The sequence below is a fragment of the uncultured Roseobacter sp. genome (genome assembly GCF_947495275.1).
Taxonomy (GTDB): domain Bacteria; phylum Pseudomonadota; class Alphaproteobacteria; order Rhodobacterales; family Rhodobacteraceae; genus Roseobacter.
Genome location: NZ_CANLYL010000003.1, coordinates 181,078 through 195,494, shown reverse-complemented (window position 1 = coordinate 195,494; position 14,417 = coordinate 181,078). Strand labels below are relative to the sequence as shown.

The 14,417-nt window shown below is 57.3% G+C and carries 17 protein-coding genes; 8 read left to right on the top strand and 9 right to left on the bottom strand.

Annotation, left to right across the window (positions count from 1 at the left end; genetic code table 11):
• Nucleotide 1 precedes the first annotated feature (1 nt).
• The 3 genes from Q0802_RS07480 to Q0802_RS07470 form a co-directional block, all read right to left on the bottom strand.
• A complete protein-coding gene (locus Q0802_RS07480; protein ID WP_298915844.1) occupies nucleotides 2-475 on the bottom strand; it encodes a hypothetical protein in 474 nt (157 codons plus the stop codon).
• A 55-nt stretch (nucleotides 476-530) separates the two neighbouring features.
• Nucleotides 531-707: a zinc-finger domain-containing protein gene (locus tag Q0802_RS07475; protein ID WP_298915842.1), complete on the bottom strand. Its 177-nt coding sequence runs from the start codon at nucleotides 705-707 to the stop codon at nucleotides 531-533.
• Nucleotides 708-787: 80 nt separating this feature from the next.
• Nucleotides 788-1,252, bottom strand: a complete 465-nt coding sequence (locus Q0802_RS07470; RefSeq protein ID WP_298915839.1) for a DUF1203 domain-containing protein — start codon at nucleotides 1,250-1,252, stop codon at nucleotides 788-790.
• A gap of 246 nt (nucleotides 1,253-1,498) precedes the next feature.
• Here Q0802_RS07470 and gpmI point away from each other — a divergent pair, with 246 nt between their 5' ends.
• From gpmI to Q0802_RS07440, 6 genes are all read left to right on the top strand, one after another.
• The gene (gene gpmI / locus Q0802_RS07465) at nucleotides 1,499-3,016 is read left to right on the top strand and encodes a 2,3-bisphosphoglycerate-independent phosphoglycerate mutase (RefSeq protein ID WP_298915837.1); all 1,518 of its coding nucleotides are present in this window, start codon (nucleotides 1,499-1,501) and stop codon (nucleotides 3,014-3,016) included.
• Nucleotides 3,013-4,143 (top strand): peptidoglycan DD-metalloendopeptidase family protein, encoded by a 1,131-nt coding sequence (locus tag Q0802_RS07460; RefSeq protein ID WP_298915835.1) that lies wholly within the window; start codon nucleotides 3,013-3,015, stop codon nucleotides 4,141-4,143. The genes gpmI and Q0802_RS07460 overlap by 4 nt, the downstream gene beginning before the upstream one ends.
• A gap of 6 nt (nucleotides 4,144-4,149) precedes the next feature.
• The gene (locus tag Q0802_RS07455) at nucleotides 4,150-5,487 is read left to right on the top strand and encodes a S41 family peptidase (protein WP_298915833.1); all 1,338 of its coding nucleotides are present in this window, start codon (nucleotides 4,150-4,152) and stop codon (nucleotides 5,485-5,487) included.
• Nucleotides 5,488-5,798: 311 nt separating this feature from the next.
• Complete coding sequence (locus tag Q0802_RS07450) at nucleotides 5,799-6,563, top strand: prephenate dehydrogenase (RefSeq protein ID WP_298915831.1); 765 nt, start codon at nucleotides 5,799-5,801, stop codon at nucleotides 6,561-6,563.
• A 101-nt stretch (nucleotides 6,564-6,664) separates the two neighbouring features.
• Nucleotides 6,665-7,441, top strand: coding sequence for an HpcH/HpaI aldolase/citrate lyase family protein (locus tag Q0802_RS07445; protein ID WP_298915828.1), 777 nt, complete (start codon nucleotides 6,665-6,667; stop codon nucleotides 7,439-7,441).
• 69 nt (nucleotides 7,442-7,510) lie between these two features.
• Nucleotides 7,511-8,533, top strand: a complete 1,023-nt coding sequence (locus tag Q0802_RS07440; RefSeq protein WP_298915825.1) for an aspartate-semialdehyde dehydrogenase — start codon at nucleotides 7,511-7,513, stop codon at nucleotides 8,531-8,533.
• A gap of 27 nt (nucleotides 8,534-8,560) precedes the next feature.
• Here Q0802_RS07440 and Q0802_RS07435 read toward each other — a convergent pair whose 3' ends face one another.
• From Q0802_RS07435 to Q0802_RS07415, 5 genes are all read right to left on the bottom strand, one after another.
• Nucleotides 8,561-9,685, bottom strand: a complete 1,125-nt coding sequence (locus Q0802_RS07435; protein WP_298915822.1) for a hypothetical protein — start codon at nucleotides 9,683-9,685, stop codon at nucleotides 8,561-8,563.
• Between the two features lie 348 nt (nucleotides 9,686-10,033).
• Nucleotides 10,034-10,444: a hypothetical protein gene (locus Q0802_RS07430; protein ID WP_298915819.1), complete on the bottom strand. Its 411-nt coding sequence runs from the start codon at nucleotides 10,442-10,444 to the stop codon at nucleotides 10,034-10,036.
• 36 nt (nucleotides 10,445-10,480) lie between these two features.
• Nucleotides 10,481-10,792, bottom strand: a complete 312-nt coding sequence (locus tag Q0802_RS07425; RefSeq protein ID WP_298915816.1) for a transcriptional regulator — start codon at nucleotides 10,790-10,792, stop codon at nucleotides 10,481-10,483.
• Nucleotides 10,793-10,796: 4 nt separating this feature from the next.
• On the bottom strand, nucleotides 10,797-11,774 hold the full coding sequence (locus Q0802_RS07420; RefSeq protein ID WP_298915814.1) for a sodium-dependent bicarbonate transport family permease: 978 nt from the start codon (nucleotides 11,772-11,774) through the stop codon (nucleotides 10,797-10,799).
• A 56-nt stretch (nucleotides 11,775-11,830) separates the two neighbouring features.
• Nucleotides 11,831-12,481, bottom strand: a complete 651-nt coding sequence (locus Q0802_RS07415; protein ID WP_298915812.1) for a carbonic anhydrase — start codon at nucleotides 12,479-12,481, stop codon at nucleotides 11,831-11,833.
• A 146-nt stretch (nucleotides 12,482-12,627) separates the two neighbouring features.
• Here Q0802_RS07415 and Q0802_RS07410 point away from each other — a divergent pair, with 146 nt between their 5' ends.
• Together Q0802_RS07410 and Q0802_RS07405 are read left to right on the top strand one after the other, a co-directional pair.
• The gene (locus tag Q0802_RS07410; RefSeq protein ID WP_298916815.1) at nucleotides 12,628-13,008 is read left to right on the top strand and encodes a hypothetical protein; all 381 of its coding nucleotides are present in this window, start codon (nucleotides 12,628-12,630) and stop codon (nucleotides 13,006-13,008) included.
• Between the two features lie 150 nt (nucleotides 13,009-13,158).
• Nucleotides 13,159-13,944: an NlpC/P60 family protein gene (locus Q0802_RS07405; RefSeq protein WP_298915809.1), complete on the top strand. Its 786-nt coding sequence runs from the start codon at nucleotides 13,159-13,161 to the stop codon at nucleotides 13,942-13,944.
• A 39-nt stretch (nucleotides 13,945-13,983) separates the two neighbouring features.
• Here Q0802_RS07405 and Q0802_RS07400 read toward each other — a convergent pair whose 3' ends face one another.
• A complete protein-coding gene (locus tag Q0802_RS07400) occupies nucleotides 13,984-14,331 on the bottom strand; it encodes a DUF2794 domain-containing protein (protein WP_298915806.1) in 348 nt (115 codons plus the stop codon).
• Nucleotides 14,332-14,417 lie beyond the last annotated feature (86 nt).

The window sequence follows — 14,417 nt, the reverse complement described above, 5'->3', positions numbered from 1 at the left end:
ATTACCCCAGTATGCTGTCGAGGTTTGTCAGAATATGGCACAGCAGGATGACGCCCGCGATCAGCAAGGCGACGAAAAGCACAACCTGCACCATCACAGCCATTGCACCAAAGGCGACGCCGAAAAGAACAAGCCTGGTCGGTTCGCGGCGCAGCATGCCAACAAAAGCCAGAACAATTGCAAAAACGCCAGCGGCAGGGGCAACAACCTGGAGAATGCGGTCGATATCCCAGGCCCGCACGGTGGGGGCCGGTTGTTCCTGTCCCAACATGGCGCGTTGTGCTGCCTCGCGAATACCGGCTGCCATTTCTCCGATGGAGACTTCAATGCTTTGTGTTGGGGCAAACGGGCCCGCGAAGGTGTGAATGAGCGCAATCGCCATGCCGAGTGCTGCCAGTATGATCGCAGTCAGCGCAAAGGGGGCATGAAGGTGTTCAGGGGCAGGTGTCGCCGTCATATCCGCGCTTTCGATCATTCCACTGTGCTTTTGGCATTGCTACAGTGGCATGAGGGCGGAAATTGGGCGGGATTTAGGCTTTGCCTTCGAAAGCCTTGTGGACATATTTGCAGTCGCAATAGCCACATTCGACCCAGCCGGTATCCTTGGGGATTTGCAGCCAGACGCGCGGATGACCCAAGGCCCCTTCGCCACCATCACAGGCGATGCGGAAACTCTCAACAATTTTTGTCTCGGGCGGTTGCTGCATGGTGGGCGTGTCCTCTGGCTCTGCGCTGTTGTTATGACCAAAGCGCAGGCCTGGAGCAAGCCCATGCAGGCCAATTGCCGTCAGTCCCGTTCGATCCGCGCTAGATAACAGTTGTTGCGGGCAGAGCGAACGTGGGCGAAGGCGACATTTGGATCGCGAAATACCTCGCTGGCCTTCTTTGGTATTGCATCCGTCGCGACCACTTCGCCCGTGCCATAGACGATGCGTTCATCTGCCGAATAGCCTTTGACCAGATAGTCCGGGGCTTCGAGGATTTCCGGGATCACATCGGAAGGGTCCTTTCGTTCGCAGGCGTCAGCACACAGGAAGATCGGCCCGGTTTCGGCATAGGCGTGCAGGGTGTCAAACGGCCTGTGTGCGAGAATCAGCATGTCGTCCCCGGCGGGCACATTCTTCAGGCAATGGCGGCAGGGTGTTCCCAGACCATCAGAACGCGCGCGCTCGGGCTTTTGGCCGTTCGCGTCGGTACCGCCATTTTGCAAGCGGCGCACGATGTCAGTTTCAAGGGCAATGAAAGTCGGCATGAGTTTTCCTTTCTTGGTGTTGATCCGCTGTCGGTCTAGCTGCTTGCAGGGGCGCTCATCGAACCGAATGTTGCGCTTTCGACCGACGGTAAAATCTGGTGAACCCTCATCGAAGCAAGGCGCTTCCGCTTCGGGGTTCAGAGGGTTGCGGGCACCATCTGCACAAGAAGTGGGGAAAGAAGAGGTTCACGCCGCGTGCTGCACCGGTTACAACGCCGCAAAACCCTTGCGAGGAGGCATAGGCAGATGAGCACAGGCAAACCGGTGGTGCTATGCATTCTGGACGGATGGGGCATCAGCGATCGGCGCGAAGGCAATGCGCCCCTGCTGGCACAGACACCGACGATGGATCACATCATGGCGACCTGTCCCAATGCAACGCTCACCACCTTCGGGCCGGACGTCGGCCTGCCAAAAGGGCAGATGGGCAATTCCGAAGTGGGTCATACCAACATCGGGGCCGGTCGCGTGGTCGCCATGGATTTGGGTCAGATTGATCTGGCCATCGAAGAGGGAACGTTCGAGAGGAACGCGCGCCTTGTCGAATTTGCTGGAAAGCTGATCGCGACGGGTGGAACCGCACATCTGTTGGGCGTGGTGTCTGACGGCGGTGTGCATGGGCATCTGAACCACATGATCGCCGCCGCCAAAGCGCTGGATGCCGCGGGCGTGCCAGTGGTCATCCATGCATTGGGGGACGGGCGCGATGTGCCGCCGTCCTCGCTGAAGGGGTATCTTGCCACGCTGAAGACCGGGCTGCCCGCTTCTGTTCGGATCGGCACGATCACGGGGCGCTATTTCGCGATGGATCGCGACAACCGCTGGGATCGTGTCGCAAAAGCCTATGGTGCAATCATCCGTGCGGATGGGGATGCCGCTGCCTCCCCCGAGGCGGCGGTCGCGGCGGCTTATACGCGGGGCGAAACGGACGAGTTTATCGCGCCAACGGTCATTGAAGGATATGCTGGCGCTCAGGATGGTGACGGCGTGTTCTGCCTCAATTTCCGGGCCGACCGCGCGCGTGAGATCATGGCGGCCATCGGCGCGCCGGACTTCGACGCTTTTGAAACCGGCAAGCGCCCCGAATGGGCCGCTTTGATGGGCATGGCGCCCTATTCCGAGCAGCACAACACCTATATGTCGGTCATGTATCCAAAGCCTGAGATCGTGAACACGCTGGGCGATTGGGTGGCGCAAAAAGGCCTGCGTCAGTTCCGGCTGGCGGAGACCGAAAAATACCCGCATGTGACGTTCTTTCTAAACGGCGGCGAAGAGGTCTCTTTCACTGGTGAAGACCGCAAAATGCCCAAATCACCCGATGTTGCGACCTATGATCTGCAACCGGAAATGTCGGCCAGTGAGGTCACCGAGGCATTGGTGGGGGCCATCGAAAGCGGATACGATCTGATTGTCGTCAACTATGCCAATCCGGATATGGTCGGCCATACCGGCGACTTGCAGGCCGCGATCAAAGCCTGCGAAGCCGTCGATCAGGGATTGGGGCAAGCATTGACGGCCCTGCAAAACGCAGGGGGTGCCATGATCGTCACGGCGGATCACGGCAATTGCGACGTCATGATCGACCCGGAAACGGGCGGGGCGCATACGGCACATACGCTGAACCCGGTACCGGTCGCCGTTGTGGGCGCACCCGATGGGGCCAGCCTCAATTCGGGCCGTCTGGCAGACCTTGCACCCACGGTTTTGCACCTGATGGGGTTGGAGACACCGCCTGAAATGACGGGGTCCTGTTTGCTGTCATGAGGTGGTTGGTTTTCGGCATATGCCTTCTGTTTCCAGGCCTGGTTTGCGCGCAGCAGGAGAGCGCGGAACGGGCGCGGGCAGCACTTGTCATGTTGGAAGAGGCCTCGACGCAGTTGGCGGAGGCGGAGTCTGCCCGGGACAGGGTGCGTGCGCTGACGGAAACCATCCAGGCTTTCGAGGCAGGGTTGAGTGCTTTGCGCGGCGGATTGCGGCAAGCCTCCATTCGCGAAGAGCAACTGAGTGCTCAATTGCTGGTCCGCGATGAGGAGATCGCGGCACTTCTGACCGTGTTGCAACGCATGGGAAACAAGCCCTCGCCGGTGGCCCTTCTGCATCCCGGTGGGCCGACAGGCACGGCGCGCGCAGGAATGCTGCTGGCCGAAATGACCCCGGCGCTCAATGCGCGGGCGACGTCCCTGCGCCGTGATCTTGAGGACCTGCAAATCCTGCGCGGGATGCAGACCGATGCTGCCGACAGGCTTGCCACAGGATTGCAGGAGGTTCAGGCGGCGCGCACGGCGTTGAATCAGGCCATCGCAGAGCGGACAGAGCTGCCGACACGTTTCGTGAATGACCCTGTGCGCGAGGCGATCCTGATTGCCTCCGCCGACACGCTGGAAGGTTTCGCGCGTGGTCTTGAACGGATCAGTGTTGAAGAAACCGGTGCTGCGCCCGAAACGCTGGGGGGCCAGAAAGGTGATCTGCCTCTGCCGGTTCAGGGCATTTTGCTACGTGGCGCCGGTGAAGCAGATGCTGCCGGCATCAAGCGCCCGGGCATCATTCTGGCGACCCGTCCTCAGGCGATTGTGACCAGTCCTGTGGCCGCGACCATTCGGTATACCGGCCCCCTGCTGGATCTTGGGCAGGTGGTCATTCTGGAGCCTCAGGCGCAGGTGCTTTTCGTTCTTGCCGGTTTAGACACCGTTTACGGTACTGCCGGACAGGTCATTGACGCAGGCGCGCCACTGGGGCTTATGGGCGACGCTGCGGCGAAAAATCGATCAGAGTTGTCAACAGATGGTGATGACACTGGCGCGGAGCGATCAGAAACGCTCTATATAGAGGTAAGACAGGATAATGCGCCCGAGGACCCGAGCCTCTGGTTCCGAACCGATAAGGATGGATAGAAAACAATGAAAAAGTTTGCCATGGCGGCGTTGGGTGGCACCCTCGCAGGCGTCATCGCCACGACGCAGATCGCCGGCCCCCTGCTGGCGCAGGAAGCGGCAAAGTCGAGCAATGTTTATGAACAGCTGGATTTATTCGGGGACATTTTTGAACGCATCCGCGCGCAATATGTCGAAGAGGTTGAGGCCGGGGAACTGATCGAAGCTGCCATTGACGGCATGCTGACGTCGCTTGACCCGCATTCCAGCTATCTGTCGCCCGATGATGCTGCGCAAATGCGTGTTCAGACCCGTGGCGAATTTGGGGGTTTGGGTATCGAGGTGACGCAGGAAGAAGGCTTCGTCAAAGTTGTGTCACCTATTGACGGTACCCCTGCCGATGAGGCCGGTGTCGAGGCGGGTGATTTCATCACCCACGTCAATGGCGATTCCGTCTTGGGACTGACCCTCGATGAAGCGGTTGAAATGATGCGCGGGCCCGTTGGCTCCGAAATTCTGATCACCATTGTGCGCGAAGGTGAAACCGAGCCGTTCGATGTCTCGATCATCCGCGATACCATCAAGCTGACGGCAGTGCGCACACGTACCGAAGGCGACACGGTTGTCCTGCGGATTACGACCTTCAACGATCAGACCTATGGCAATCTGGAGGCCGGCCTTAAGGAACAGGTCGAGGCTGCGGGCGGTATGGACAAAATCAACGGCATCGTTGTCGACCTGCGCAACAACCCCGGTGGATTGCTGACACAAGCGATCCGCGTGTCAGATGCCTTCCTTGAAGAGGGAGAGATCGTCAGCACGCGGGGCCGCGAAATTCAGGATGGCGAGCGGTTCAATGCAACCGCTGGTGATCTGGCAGAGGGTAAGCCCATTGTTGTGCTGATCAATGGCGGATCAGCGTCGGCCTCGGAGATCGTGGCCGGTGCGCTTCAGGATCACCGTCGTGCCATCGTCGTTGGCACCAAGAGTTTTGGCAAAGGTTCGGTCCAGACGGTGATGCCCCTGCGTGGCGATGGCGCAATGCGTCTGACCACGGCGCGTTACTATACGCCTTCGGGCCGGTCCATTCAGGCGCTGGGCGTCTCGCCGGATATCGTGGTTGCTCAGCCGCGCCGCCGGCCGGATGCGGAGAATGAAGAGGAAACACCCGCCCGCGGTTCACGGTCTGAAGCGGACCTGCGCGGGAGCCTGAACAACGACAGCTTGTCCGAAGATGAAATCAAGCAGATCGAAGCGGACCGTGCCAAGGCCGAAGCCGCAGCGGCCCTGCGGGAGGAAGATTATCAGCTGGCCTACGCCATTGATATTCTCAAGGGGCTGAACGCCCTGGTGCCCGTCGAATAACCCCCCTCGGGGTCGATGTGAAGGTGCCTCGCCCATCAACCGGCGGGGCATTTTTGTCTCAACGTTCCGGTCAAGAACCTGCATCGACCGATGTGCCAAACCGCTCCGGCATCCGGCAAAACACAGCGTTGACATGGTGCTGCAACCTGCCTTAGGCAGGGCATCATGATGAAGCCGCTGTTCTCAAAAGACGTCTATTATCCTCAGCTTTGATAGCTGCGGACGCTTTATCGTGAATTATCCGCTGCCCTGACAGCGGTCTGCATTCAAAATATGACCTTGCCCGGGTGGCACCTAACGAGGTCATTGAAATGAAAAACGACATACAAAAAACTTCAAAAGAAACCCTTGGGATCATTGGGTTTGGCGCCTTTGGAAAACTGATTGCCCAAAGCCTGAAGGCGTATTTCGAGATTTTTGCCTATGACCCTTTGCCGGAGCCGCAGGGTGGCGCCACGGCGCTCGGAACCACCTTCGTTTCATTGGAGAGGGTCGCGCAATGTGACGTTGTGGTCATCGCGTCACCGGTTTCGAGCTTCGAGGATGTGGTGGCGTCGGTGGCCAAAGCCTGCCGCCCCGGTGCACTGATCGTTGATGTCGGATCTGTCAAAGTGCAGCCTGCCGACATCATGGCGAGAACGCTCCCGGAGGATGTAGACGTTGTTGCCACGCATCCGCTCTTTGGCCCGCAAAGCGCGCGCGATGGTTTTAGAGGTTTGAAGATCGCCCTGTGTCCAATCCGGGGTGCCTGCCATTGGCGTCTCGGGGCCTTCCTTCGCAAATACCTTGGGCTGGATGTCATCATGACCACGCCGCACGCGCATGACCGCGAGGCGGCAACGGTCCAGGGGCTGACCCATTTGATTGCCAAGGTTTTGCTCAGCATGGGACCATTGCCCTCCCGTATGACAACTCGGAGCTTTGATCTGCTGATCACCTCAATTTCCATGGTCCAAAACGACGCGCCCGAAGTTTTTGACGCCATAGAGAATTTGAATCCCTATGCGCAGGATGTCAGGCGGCAATTTTTCCGGTTGGCGCACGAACTGAGCCTCGATCTGGAAAAGAGCCACTAGCGGGGTACCCGGAGCGCCGTTTGGCAGGTTCGCCTCGGCTCTGGTGTTTCCCGGGGTTCTTCGCCTAGTGTCGGCAAACAACTGAGCCGAGGAAACCTATTATGCCTGCCCCGATCAACCCTTTCAAAAAAGCGCTTGCGGATGGCAAGACCCTGTTTGGCTGCTGGATGGGCCTCTCCGATCGCTACCCGGCGGAAGTTATGGGAAAAGCTGGGTTCGACTGGCTTGTCATAGACAGCGAGCACTCTCCCAATGACCTGCGTACCATTCGTGACCAGCTGATGGTGCTCGAGGCGTCGGACAGCCATCCGGTGGTACGCGTGCCGATTGGCGAGACGTGGATCATCAAACAGGTGCTCGATGCCGGGGCACAGACGGTTCTGGTCCCCATGGTGGAGAGCGCGGAACAGGCCCGGCGGCTGGTGCGGGCGGTAAGGTATCCGCCGGGCGGAGATCGGGGCGTGGGCTACTCGCTCGCCCGGGCGTCTAAATTCGGTACGCTCAAGAACTATGGCCCCACGGCCGACGCGCAGATGTGCCTGCTGGTACAGGTGGAAAGCCGCAAGGGGCTGGCTGCTCTGGATGAGATATTGGAAATTGACGGGATTGACGGCGTGTTTGTTGGCCCGGCAGATCTCGCCGCCGATCTGGGGCATCTGGAGGATATTTTTCACCCCGATGTGCAAAAGACCGTCATGGACACCTTGGCGACAATCGCCGCATCTGGCAAAGCCGCAGGTATTCTCACCACCAATGAAACAATGATCAACGACAGCCTCAAAGCCGGTGCGCGATTCGTCGCGGTGGCACTGGATATCGACATGTTGTTGCAAACGGCCAAGAAAACAGCGGCCAAATGGAAGAACAACAGCGCGTGAGGCCCTTTCCCCCAAGGCAATAGGGGTATAAGAGGCGCCCACCATCACTTGAACATTGGAGTAAAACAGATGGGTTACCGCGTCGTTGTTGCGGGTGCCACAGGTAATGTGGGCCGCGAAATGCTGAACATTCTGTCCGAACGTCACTTCCCTGTGGACGAGATCACGGTGCTTGCCTCGCGCAAGTCTCTGGGTACGGAAGTCAGCTTTGGCGAGACGACGCTCAAGACGAAGGATCTCGATACGTTTGACTTCACCGGCTGGGACATCGCGCTCTTTGCCGTGGGCTCCGAGGCGACCAAGCAATACGCACCCAAGGCTGCCAAGGCGGGCTGCGTCGTGATCGATAACTCGTCGCTCTATCGCTATGACCCCGATGTGCCGCTGATCGTGCCCGAAGTGAACGCGGATGCGATTGAGGGGTACGCCAAGAAAAACATCATTGCCAATCCCAACTGCTCGACCGCGCAAATGGTTGTGGCCCTGAAGCCACTGCATGACCGTGCGACGATCAAACGTGTTGTCGTCTCGACCTACCAATCGGTATCGGGCGCGGGCAAGGAAGGGATTGATGAGCTTTGGGATCAGACCAAATCCATCTACAACCCGGTTGATGACAAACCCGCCAAGAAGTTTACCAAGCAGATCGCTTTCAACGTGATCCCGCACATTGATGTCTTCATGGAAGATGGCTCTACGAAAGAAGAGTGGAAGATGGTCGCGGAGACGAAAAAAATCGTCGATCCAAAGATCAAGGTCACAGCTACCTGCGTGCGCGTGCCGGTTTTCGTGGGCCATTCCGAGGCCGTGAACATCGAGTTCGAGGATCATCTGGACGAAGACGAGGCCCGCGAAATTCTGCGCGAAGCCCCGGGCGTCATGGTGATCGACAAGCGCGAAGACGGCGGCTACGTCACACCGGTTGAATGCGTTGGTGATTTCGCCACATTCATCAGCCGCATCCGTCAGGACAGCACGATTGATAACGGGTTGAACCTGTGGTGTGTGTCGGACAACCTGCGTAAAGGGGCCGCGCTGAACGCGGTGCAGATCGCGGAACTGCTGGGCAACCGGGTGCTGAAAAAAGGGTGATCCTGCGCCAATCGAAACATGAACCCGTCAGGTCAAACTGGCGGGTTTTTTTGTACCGCGCGCGCCCCGATCCGCAGAAATGATCCCGGCGATGATGTCTACAACGGATGGATTGGCAAAGTAGCTGTTGTGGATCAGCACATTATCCGTATCTCCAAAAGCCTTCATGGCATCATTGACCGAGCCGACGGAGAGATGACGCAAGGCGGGTCGGGCACCCGACGACGAGTTGGCAAGGGTTACATCGCAGGTTGCGCGCAATTCGGCCTGAACCGCTTCGGGCAAGGGGCTCTCCCGTTCCAAGCTTTCATGCGGCCAGGGTTCGACGGATTTCACGATGTTCAATTGACTCATTCCGAGCAAGATACCAGCAAGCCGTGCCTTCAGCAGGCGGTCCAATAGCGGTAGAAAGAACCCGATCCACAGGCGCACAGCGATCCGTGTCGGTAAGAAAAACACTCTGAAAATTAACCGGGAAGGGAGCGAAAGAACTCCCGGTTTGATCCCAAGTAGCTCGTCGGGGATATCCAACTGCACACCATTTAAGATTTGCGGCGTTTGAGACAAGCGTTGGGCAGCTCTTAATAACGCGATGGCCTCATCATCCTGAGACCACAGACCCGACCATTTTTGACCGTGCAAATCGAGAACTCTTTGCAGATGGCCATCGATTATAGCTTGCTGTCTGGGCAGTACTCTCAGATTGGAAACCGCAAACAGGATCCAGGCCAAGATCGAAATGACAAACACACCTGCGAACGTCCAAAAACCGAATACCCTATTTTGGCCAATGTCTGCCTGCAGTTTTGAGGCAAGAAATGCAATGCCAATGAAAACTGGCACCCAGAAAAGGGCTTTGAGAAGGAATTTGACGATGTCTGATCGCCTGACAAACAATTTTTGCGGATGTAGATGGATGAAAGGGGTCCCAACAGTAATCAGGTTTCGCAAGTTTGGTAGTTTTGTTTTAGCGTATCTTCTGAGTAGAAATCGGGCTAATTGTTGTGTGGGATCGATAGCATACCGTAGCTCCGCCCAACAGAGCATGTACCAGGCAACGCTGCCTCCGTGACTATGCGCCACGATGTGATAGGGGATGTTCTGATCCTCATAGGTTTGAACAAAGTCTTTTAGTTTGCGGGCGGCAGCCATGCGATGTAGCTGGTTGTTTTCGCCACCCCAGCGAAAGATTTCCCCGGGTTCCACGATGCGGATGTGATCCGGAAGCTGTCGTGCCAGGTTCTCGTAGAAATCGCTTCCCTTTTGCCACCACAGCAGACCTTCGTCCTCATCGGCCGTCGCATAGGTTCCATGGACCAGAATGACGACTTCCTGTTTCGTGTGCGCGCCAGATGTCTCGTTGTTTTTAGCCATACCTTCACCGGTTATGGTGCCCACCCATGGCCAGGCACAAGACATTTACAGCCAGCCTAGCCGATCACAGTACAATTGAAGAGCGAAACTTGGCCTTTGGGGTGCGTGGCACCGGTAGGCGCCAGTCTATTCCGACCGGGGGTCTTTCGGTTTGCCCGGGCCGAAACGACGTAGGAAAGTGACGTAGGAAAATCCCAGGTCGGCGGTGTTGCACAGTTTGTGACCGCTGGTTTCCGTGTGCAGCGCCAACCCGCCCCAGGCGATTTTGAGGTAGTACCCATGACGCCGGAGCCGCAGGTCAAGATCGTCCCAGCCTTCTGCTTCGGCCATGTCTCGGAACAGCAACTTCTGCAAAGCAAAGATTAATCGTTCATCGACGATTTCAGCTTTCTTCTTTGCGCCTTTGTGCGTGGCAAGATGGGCGACCAGCAGGTCTTCGACAATCGTCGCCACGGTGCCCTCTTGCTCCGTTGCCAGATCATGTACTGCAAGAAACAAATCGGCCGGAAGCTGGACCGTGACGGTACGTTTGTTCATGCCGCCGAGGATTCCTTAATTTTGGTTTAGAAAAGGTTAAAATCGTTCCGCGCGCAGAACTTCGCAGTCAACAATGCTCACAACGCCGATGTGTTTCTCGACAACTGCGAAGGCGGCTTTGAGAAGACTGTCCAGCCGTTCCGGGCGGATGATGCAGATGACCTGTACCATGCCGCTGGCCCGGCCAATCTCACCGGCGCGGACCCAGGTCCCTGATCGGCCGGTGCCCCCCAAAACAGGAAGCACTGTAAAACCGGTGACACCGGCCCCGATCAAAGCGTCCGTCAGGCGGGACTGCATGATGGCTTCGATGGTGATCTCGACACGTTTGGCCTTATGCGTCTTCATGATATCAGGCTCCGGTCAGGGCGCTCGCGACCGCGATGTAGAGCGGAATGCCAAGCGTCAGGTTGAAGGGAAATGTAACACCAAGAGAGAGCGTCAGATAGATGGATGGGTTCGCTTCCGGAAGAGCGACACGCATTGCTGCGGGTACCGCAATGTAGGAGGCCGAGGCTGACAGAACCATCATCAGGGCAACGCCACCGGTCGAAAGCCCCAGCAACAGGCCTGCAATGAGGCCAAAGCCGCTGCCGATGACAGGCATCACCAGGCCGAAGGCGAGCACCCCGGGACGCAAGACGCCGCCACCGCCGCGCAATCCGCGACCTGCGACAAGGCCCATGTCCAGCAGGAACAGGCACAGGACGCCTTTGAAGGGAGCAACGATAAAACTGGAAATCTCCGCCAGACCGTCTTCGCCGGTGGCCCAGCCGATAAAAAAGGATCCCACCAGCAAAACAATTGACCCGTTCAGCAAAATCTCGCGCCACAGATCACGATCCATGCGGCGACCGTCCCCGCCGCGTGAAATCAGCCAGAGGGCCGACAGGATCGCCGGAGCCTCCATCGCCGCTGCGACCGCAACCATATAGCCTTCGGACGCGATTCCGCTGCTTTCCAGAACCGAAGTGGCCGCAACGAATGTGACGATCGAGATTGACCCGTAGTGGGCCGCAACAGCGGCTGCATCAAGCCGGCTCAGCCCGGTCATGACGTTCAGCAGCGCAAATGCGATGATCGGTAAGGCCGCGGACAGGAAGATACCCGCAATCAGTGAAAATCCCAGTTTGGCGTCAATGCCATGGGCAGAGACACTGACACCCCCTTTGAAACCGATGGCAAAAAGCAGGTAGATGGAAAGCGCCTTGGCGGCGGCTTCGGGCACGCTGAGATCAGACCGCGCCAGCGCTGCCGCAACCCCAAGGGCAAACGACAGAATGATCGGCGACAAAAGGTTGTTCGCCGCAAGCGATAAGATCTGGTCCATGCAATCACTCCCTGAACATCTGTCGGGAAATAAAACACTTGTTCAATTCATCAAGGTCAGACGGGCAGAAACAGGTTTTTTTCGGTGTTATAATATTCCAGACCACCCTCACCGATGTCGGTCCAAAGGCCGTGCAGGGTCAGCTCACCGTCATCGACACGCGATTGTATGAAGGGAAAACTCATCAGGTTTTCGAGGCTGGTCAGGACCGCATGTTTTTCAAGCTGCCGCACCTGAGTTTCTAGATCAGGCTCGGCGGACACAAGCTCATACTTTGGTTTCAGAATATCCATCCAGCGGCCCACGAAGCTGTGTTTTTGCTCCAGTTCCGGCGCTTGTCCTCGGCACATGTCAAGACATCCCTGAACGCCCCCACAACTGGAGTGGCCCAATACGATCAGATGCGCCACTTTCAACACCGTCACCGCGTATTCGACCGCAGCCGAAGTGCCATGATGATCGCCGTCGGGCTCGTAAGGTGGCACAAGATTGGCGATGTTGCGGTGAATAAAGAATTCGCCCTGATCGGCACCAAAAATCGACGTGACGTGCACGCGGCTGTCACAACATGAAATCACCATCGCCCGTGGATGCTGACCGTCGCTGGCAAGCCTGCGATACCATGCTTTGTTTTCCGCATAGCCCGTGGCTTTCCAGCCATGATAGCGCTGCACCAGATATCCCGGAAGCGGTTTTGCCTGTTCCATTTTTCTGTCCCGATCGTCCTTGTGGTTGAGTGCAACTATCCTGAATTCTCATAGAATTCGAGAGAAATCGGTGGCCGGCTTCAACACTTTGGAGAGGATTTCGCGAGATAAAGGCCGCGTGTCGTGGGGACAAAAAGGTGAGTTTTATGGATCAGGTCCTGAAAATCAGGCTCAAAGAGACCGTACATGTCGATCAGGATCGTCTGGGCGCCCTTTATGCCGAGCTCGGAGAAGCTGCGGCTGAAGATGTGGTTTGTCGCGCGATGGAGGAGTTGGCGCTGCGCCTGTCCCACTGCAGCAGGCTGCATAGTGCCGCGAACTACGACGAGCTACGCAAATGTTCCCGCTCATTGATTGCCATCGCGGAGCAGATTGGCATGCATGTGCTGGCACGTGTGTCCGCTGATGTCATAAACGCCATTGATGCAACCGACGGACCGGCTATTGCGGCAACTCTGGCGCGACTGATCCGCACCGGAGAGCAATCGTTGACAGCAATCTGGGATTTGCAGGACATCACGATCTGATCGGTTGCGCTGAAGGGCCAAGGCGTTACTCTGCCAGTCAGGCATTTCAGACAAAAGGTCCTGGCACATGCTCTCGTTCTTTGCACCCGGCTCTCTCAGAAGGCGGATCGCTCAAGCGCCATCGATACAGCGCGGTTGGGTGCAAAACCCATGACCGATCCACGCAGTGTTCCTGATCCAGATCTGGCGACGCGGTCAGAGCCCATGCAAATCATGGCGCCGATTGTGGATTTATGCCGCCAACCAGATGGCGCGCGCGACCGCCAGTTGCTCTTTGGAGAGCGGGTGACAGTTTTGCACCACGACGCCGAATGGCGGCTCATCCGGGCGCAAAAGGACGGGTATTGTGGCTTTGTTCAGGCCAAGTCATTGACCGCATGCCGCGATGCAACGCACCAGGTCACAGCGCGCTCAACCCATGTATATCTTGAAGGTGATCTCAAATCCCCAGAGCAGTTGTGCTTGTCTTTTGGCAGCCAGCTTTCCGCGATTTCGGAAACGCCTACGTTCATCGAAACGCTCGAAGGGTTTGTCCCGCGCCAACATGTTCACCGGCTGTCGGACAAGGCCGGCAATCCCATTGACGTCGCCAGGCTGTTCATGGGGGTACCCTATCTTTGGGGCGGGAATTCGGCCTGGGGAATAGACTGTTCCGGATTGGTTCAGGCAGCCCTGTTGGCCTGTGGCACGCCCTGTCCCGGCGACAGCGACCAACAGCTTCAGTCCTTGGGCAGAACAGTGGCCCCTGGGGCCTCCTACGAGCCGGGGGATCTCTTATTCTGGACGGGTCATGTGGCCCTTGTGATTGATGAACACACCATCATTCATGCAAATGCCGGACATATGGCCGTGGCGATTGAAAACATCGACGCCGCGATTTCCCGGATTTCGGCACAGGGCGATGGGCCGGTTACGGGGCATAAGCGACTGGATTAGTGCCAAAAAGCTCACCGATGAGTGCTGCAATTGGAACCGCTATTCCACGACGCGTATCAGTTTGCGCTCCAATACCCGCAACACTGTTTTCAGATCATGTCCGCGCCGCATTATTTGGCCGTCCATTCCGACAACGGTGTACATGCCCTGTTTGTCACGCAGTTTTGGACGTTTTTCGATCCGATAAAGAGGGTTTTCCGCCGTGCGCCGGAATATGGAAAAAACGGCAACGTCGCGGAGACAGGAAATGCCGTAGTCGCGCCACTCACCTGCGGCAACAAATCGACCGTATAGCGAAAGGATCACTGACAATTCCGTACGATGAAATGCAATCTGATCCGGAGGAACCGAGGCAGAGTTGCCGGACGGTGGCACTTGAAAGTTCATACCTTAGACTTGCGCTCTTCGGCGTCCAAATCAAGTCCCCACGTTCGTGATGTACAGCGAGAGTTCAATTTGTTACAAAATTTCAA

Excerpts from the sequence above, each read along its gene's own strand:
- Q0802_RS07480 (WP_298915844.1), bottom strand. The coding sequence starts at position 475 with ATGATCGAAAGCGCGGATATGACGGCGACACCTGCCCCTGAACACCTT.
- Q0802_RS07475 (WP_298915842.1), bottom strand. The coding sequence starts at position 707 with ATGCAGCAACCGCCCGAGACAAAAATTGTTGAGAGTTTCCGCATCGCC.
- Q0802_RS07470 (WP_298915839.1), bottom strand. The coding sequence starts at position 1,252 with ATGCCGACTTTCATTGCCCTTGAAACTGACATCGTGCGCCGCTTGCAA.
- gpmI (WP_298915837.1), top strand. The coding sequence starts at position 1,499 with ATGAGCACAGGCAAACCGGTGGTGCTATGCATTCTGGACGGATGGGGC.
- Q0802_RS07460 (WP_298915835.1), top strand. The coding sequence starts at position 3,013 with ATGAGGTGGTTGGTTTTCGGCATATGCCTTCTGTTTCCAGGCCTGGTT.
- Q0802_RS07455 (WP_298915833.1), top strand. The coding sequence starts at position 4,150 with ATGAAAAAGTTTGCCATGGCGGCGTTGGGTGGCACCCTCGCAGGCGTC.
- Q0802_RS07450 (WP_298915831.1), top strand. The coding sequence starts at position 5,799 with ATGAAAAACGACATACAAAAAACTTCAAAAGAAACCCTTGGGATCATT.
- Q0802_RS07445 (WP_298915828.1), top strand. The coding sequence starts at position 6,665 with ATGCCTGCCCCGATCAACCCTTTCAAAAAAGCGCTTGCGGATGGCAAG.
- Q0802_RS07440 (WP_298915825.1), top strand. The coding sequence starts at position 7,511 with ATGGGTTACCGCGTCGTTGTTGCGGGTGCCACAGGTAATGTGGGCCGC.
- Q0802_RS07435 (WP_298915822.1), bottom strand. The coding sequence starts at position 9,685 with ATGGCTGCCGCCCGCAAACTAAAAGACTTTGTTCAAACCTATGAGGAT.
- Q0802_RS07430 (WP_298915819.1), bottom strand. The coding sequence starts at position 10,444 with ATGAACAAACGTACCGTCACGGTCCAGCTTCCGGCCGATTTGTTTCTT.
- Q0802_RS07425 (WP_298915816.1), bottom strand. The coding sequence starts at position 10,792 with ATGAAGACGCATAAGGCCAAACGTGTCGAGATCACCATCGAAGCCATC.
- Q0802_RS07420 (WP_298915814.1), bottom strand. The coding sequence starts at position 11,774 with ATGGACCAGATCTTATCGCTTGCGGCGAACAACCTTTTGTCGCCGATC.
- Q0802_RS07415 (WP_298915812.1), bottom strand. The coding sequence starts at position 12,481 with ATGGAACAGGCAAAACCGCTTCCGGGATATCTGGTGCAGCGCTATCAT.
- Q0802_RS07410 (WP_298916815.1), top strand. The coding sequence starts at position 12,628 with ATGGATCAGGTCCTGAAAATCAGGCTCAAAGAGACCGTACATGTCGAT.
- Q0802_RS07405 (WP_298915809.1), top strand. The coding sequence starts at position 13,159 with ATGACCGATCCACGCAGTGTTCCTGATCCAGATCTGGCGACGCGGTCA.
- Q0802_RS07400 (WP_298915806.1), bottom strand. The coding sequence starts at position 14,331 with ATGAACTTTCAAGTGCCACCGTCCGGCAACTCTGCCTCGGTTCCTCCG.